4 protein-coding genes and 1 pseudogene are annotated in these 4,521 nt (G+C 41.4%); 3 read left to right on the forward strand and 2 right to left on the reverse strand.

From position 1 onward, the window contains the following. A partial coding sequence (gene rny, locus ACESK1_RS12190; RefSeq protein WP_372920455.1) for a ribonuclease Y occupies nt 1–1,434 on the forward strand: 1,434 nt, incomplete at its 5' end. Nucleotides 1,435–1,501: 67 nt separating this feature from the next. Here rny and ACESK1_RS12195 read toward each other — a convergent pair. Both ACESK1_RS12195 and xerD read right to left on the reverse strand, forming a co-directional pair. Then, nucleotides 1,502–2,464: an aldo/keto reductase gene (locus tag ACESK1_RS12195; RefSeq protein ID WP_372920456.1), complete on the reverse strand. Its 963-nt coding sequence runs from the start codon at nt 2,462–2,464 to the stop codon at nt 1,502–1,504. Nucleotides 2,465–2,559: 95 nt separating this feature from the next. Then, a complete protein-coding gene (gene xerD, locus ACESK1_RS12200) occupies nt 2,560–3,456 on the reverse strand; it encodes a site-specific tyrosine recombinase XerD (protein WP_372920457.1) in 897 nt (298 codons plus the stop codon). Nucleotides 3,457–3,569: 113 nt separating this feature from the next. On the opposite strand from xerD, the gene ACESK1_RS12205 reads away from it, so the two are divergent. Then, complete coding sequence (locus tag ACESK1_RS12205; RefSeq protein WP_372920458.1) at nt 3,570–4,166, forward strand: porin family protein; 597 nt, start codon at nt 3,570–3,572, stop codon at nt 4,164–4,166. 164 nt (nt 4,167–4,330) lie between these two features. Next, nucleotides 4,331–4,521, forward strand: a pseudogene (locus tag ACESK1_RS12210) (hypothetical protein); the annotation flags it as partial.

Genomic DNA, 4,521 nt, shown 5'->3' on the forward strand with positions numbered 1-4,521 from the left:
CTTAAGGAGGCGAAGTCGGAAGGAGAGAGTATCAAAAAGGATAAGATCCTGCAGGCTAAAGAGAAATTCATTGAGCTAAAGACCGAACACGAAAAGGTTATCCTGAGTCGGGATAAAAAGATCAACGAGACCGAAAAGCGGGTTCGGGATAAAGAATCACAGGTTTCCAGTGAACTTGCTAAAAACAAGAAGCTGAATAAAGAGCTGGAAGAAAAACTCCAGGATTATACCTATCGAACAGAATACCTTGAAAAGAAGAAGGAAGAGATAGATAAACTTCATAACAGCCAGATACAGCAATTGGAGGTTATCTCAGGGCTTTCAGCCGAGGATGCAAAATCTCAGCTTACAGAAACTTTAAAAGACACTGCGAAGGCTGATGCGATGGCTATGATACAGGATACTGTAGAAGAGGCTAAACTTACAGCACAGCAGGAAGCCAAAAAGATCATTATCAATACTATTCAGCGTATAGGAACTGAAGAAGCTGTGGAGAACTGCGTTTCGGTATTTAACCTGGAAAGCGATGATGTTAAAGGAAGGATCATTGGGAGAGAAGGTCGGAACATCCGCGCTCTTGAGGCAGCAACCGGCGTAGAGATCATTGTAGATGATACTCCGGAAGCTATTATTCTTTCCTGTTTTGATTCTGTAAGAAGAGAAGTAGCGAGACTTTCACTTCACAAGCTGGTAACCGATGGACGTATTCACCCGGCCAGAATAGAGGAGGTGGTGAAAAAGACCAGAAAACAAATTGAAGAAGAAATAATAGATATAGGAAAGCGTACCGTTATTGACCTTGGTATTCATGGGTTACACCCTGAGCTCATAAAGATTGTGGGTAGAATGAAATACCGTTCGTCTTATGGTCAAAACCTATTACAACATTCACGAGAAGTTGCTAAACTCTGCGGGGTTATGGCTTCCGAGCTCGGTTTAAATGCCAAGCTTGCCAAACGTGCCGGATTACTTCACGATATCGGGAAAGTACCGGATACTGAAACAGAAGTACCTCACGCTATCCTGGGAATGCAATGGGCAGAGAAACACGGGGAGAAGCCTGAAGTTTGTAATGCCATTGGAGCTCACCACGATGAGATAGAAATGAACTCCTTGTTATCGCCAATCGTACAGGTTTGTGATGCAATAAGCGGTGCCAGACCAGGTGCAAGACGCCAGGTGCTTGATTCCTATATTCAACGTTTAAAAGACTTAGAGGATATCGCCTTTGGATTTCCAGGGGTTAAGAAAGCTTACGCCATCCAGGCCGGTAGAGAATTACGTGTAATCGTAGAGAGTGAAAAAGTTACCGATGAAAAAGCATCCAACCTTTCCTTTGAAATCTCTCAGAAGATCCAGACAGATATGACCTATCCAGGCCAGGTTAAAATCACCGTGATAAGAGAAACGAGAGCGGTGAATATCGCAAAGTAAAATTAATTAGATCTATATAAAAAAGCCCTGCAATTGCAGGGCTTTTTTGGTTTAGATGAAGAAAATATTAAGCTTTATAATCGTCATCGTCGAAAATATTTTCATAGGAATTTCCCTTTGTTACAAAGAATTCCCCGGTAACATATCTGAAATGCCTGTCCAGTTCTGCTATTTCCTTAAGATCATCTTCGTCAAGATTTACACCCATACTCTGAATGTTCTCAATGATCCGGCCTTCATTGGTAGATTTCGGGATCACGGCTGTACCTCTTAGTACACTCCATTTAATAAGAACCTGCCCAGGAGTGGCTCCGTGTTTTCTAGCGATCTTTTTGATTACGTCATTTTCCAGCAGCGAAGGTTCATCTGGTGCCTTCATGGCATCTATCCGGTCACCGCTTCCTAATGGGGAATAAGCTGTAAGATGAATGTTGTGCTTACTACAAAACTCAAGCAAATCATTCTGCTGAAGATAGGGATGTAATTCTACCTGGTTCAATTCAGGATTATCATCGGTTTCCTCCATAAGTTCTTCCAGCTTCATTGAACTGAAGTTAGAAACTCCAATATGTTTTACGAGACCTTGTTTTTTGGCTTCTATCATCATGTTCCAGGTTTCTATGATGGGAACTTCTTCAAGACTCAGGTAATCTTCATCGTTTTCAGGAAAGCTTACGCCTCTTTTAAAAGCAACCGGCCAATGAATGAGATAAAGGTCCAGGTAGTCCAGCTGAAGGTCTTTAAGGGTCTGTTTTAAGGCAGGGATGACATCTTCCTTTTTATGAGCATCATTCCAAAGTTTGGAAGTCACCCAAACTTCTTCCCGTTTAATTTTCCCTTCTGAAAATATTTCTGAAAAGGCTTCCCCAATTTCAGCCTCGTTGCCGTAGGTCGCAGCGCAGTCTATGTGTCTGTAACCGTTATTAAGTGCGATCTTTACTGCCTTTCCCACTTCGCCTTTCCCCGATTTCCAGGTACCGAGGCCTATTGCGGGCATTTCGTCGTTATTTTTGAACTTGAGTGTTCTCATATGATTAAATTTTATATTCTTAAAAGTTGCTTTAATTTAAGGATAATCCTTTGGAAAACCCCTCTCTCTTAAGGTCTTTAGCAGAAGTTTAATATTCAGGCGCGGGGGTGGTATTGCTCGATCACCTGCCGCAAATGTTTCCGGTCTACATGCATATAAACTTCGGTAGTGGTAATGCTTTCGTGCCCAAGCATCTGCTGAATCGCTCGTAGATCGGCGCCGTTTTCCAGTAAATGAGTGGCAAAAGAGTGTCTGAAAGTGTGCGGACTAATCTTTTTATTGATTCCGGCCTTTTCGGCTAATCGGCGAACAATAGTGAAGATCATCGCGCGGGTGAGCTTGTTGCCTCTTCGGTTTAAAAAAAGAGTATCGCTGGCCATTTTCTTGATTGGCAGATGAGGCCTTAATTCCTTCAAATAGATATTTATATATTTTTGAGTGTAGGGAGAAACCGGCACAAAGCGCTGCTTGTTGCCTTTCCCTGTGACTTTTATAAAACCTTCATCAAAAAAGAGGTCGGAGATCTGCAGGTTTACCAGTTCTGAAACCCGAAGCCCGCAGCCATAAAGTGTTTCAAGAATAGCGCGATTTCTTTCGCCTTCTGCCTTTCCCAGATCTATGGCAGCGATGAGTTTATCAATCTCTTCCGTAGAAATTACATCGGGAAGTTTACGGCCGGTTTTAGGCGCTTCGATTAGATCCAGGGGATTTCCTTTTCGGTAATCTTCAAAAACCAGGAAGTTAAAAAAACCCCGAAGACCGGAAATGAGTCGGGCCCGGGAACGCGCATTGAGACTTTTAGCGATCTCATAGATGAATTGCTGAATATCTTCTTCAGTAATGTCAATAGGAGAGCGCTTTATGTTGTTAACTTCTAAAAAATTGATGAGTTTTTGAACATCCAGGCTGTAATTCTGAATAGAATTATCTGAAAGTCCGCGCTCTAAGCGTAAATACAGGCGATAGTCTTCCAGGGCGCGGCTCCATTTCATGTGTTAAAGATAAAAACAATCACGTAATAACTTAGTAATACTTTAGGCTTGCATAACATTTTATTAAGAAGATGCCTCCTACATTTGCCCTTGTAACTAAAAAAACGAATGTGATGAAAAAATCAGTTTTAATTGCAGTATTAGCCGTGTTTGGTTTAACCTCAACCGTCTCTGCACAGGAATTTGTATATTTTGGTGTAAAGGGAGGGGTTAATTTTTCTAATATGACCTCTGATGGTTTTGAAGATGAGAACAGCCGTACCGGATTTCATTTAGGGCTGCTTTCCGAAATCCCGGTGGGAGATCGCTTTTCCGTGCAACCTGAGGTGCTTTATTCTACCCAGGGTACGGAAGCTTTTAGCAACAGGTACGGACAGGGTGAATATCAATTAGATTACATTCATGTGCCGGTGCTTGCAAAGGTTTATTTAATAGATGGTTTATCTCTGGAAGTAGGTCCTTCTTTTAACTTTCTGGTAGAGGAAGAATATGAATTAATTGCCGGAGAAGGATTTGCTGTAATTGACACCGAAGCAGGTAGTACCTTCGAATTTGGAGGAGCCCTTGGTGCCTCGTATAAATTCAACAACGGATTTTTTGCCTCTGCCCGCTACACCCGTGGTTTCACCGATGCTTTTGATAGTGAAAACTGGGATGAAGATGCCGTTAACAATAATGGATTCCAACTTGGGGTAGGACTAATGTTTTAAATCAGCTTATATCAAACACCTATGAAAAGCTGGAAAGCGGGAGAGAGATCTTCCGCTTTTTTTGTGAGATAAATCCTAAGGGTTTTTATGTGTTATTTAATTGAATATCAAGTATTTGTATTGTTTTTTATAACTTAACTTCTAAACCAATAAAATAAATTATGATGAAAAAATTACTCTTTATTAGCGCATTGATCTTTTTGGGATTTAATCAAATACAAGCCCAGGGAGATCTGAAATTAGGAATTAACGGAGGCTTACCCGTAGGTGATGCCGAAGATTATTCAAACTTTCAATTGGGAGCAGATGTAGCTTACCTTTTTGGGGTGATGAATGTACTTGAAGTAGGCCCGAT

The sequence above is a fragment of the Salegentibacter sp. genome, from assembly GCF_041642575.1.
In the GTDB taxonomy this organism is placed as follows: domain Bacteria; phylum Bacteroidota; class Bacteroidia; order Flavobacteriales; family Flavobacteriaceae; genus Salegentibacter.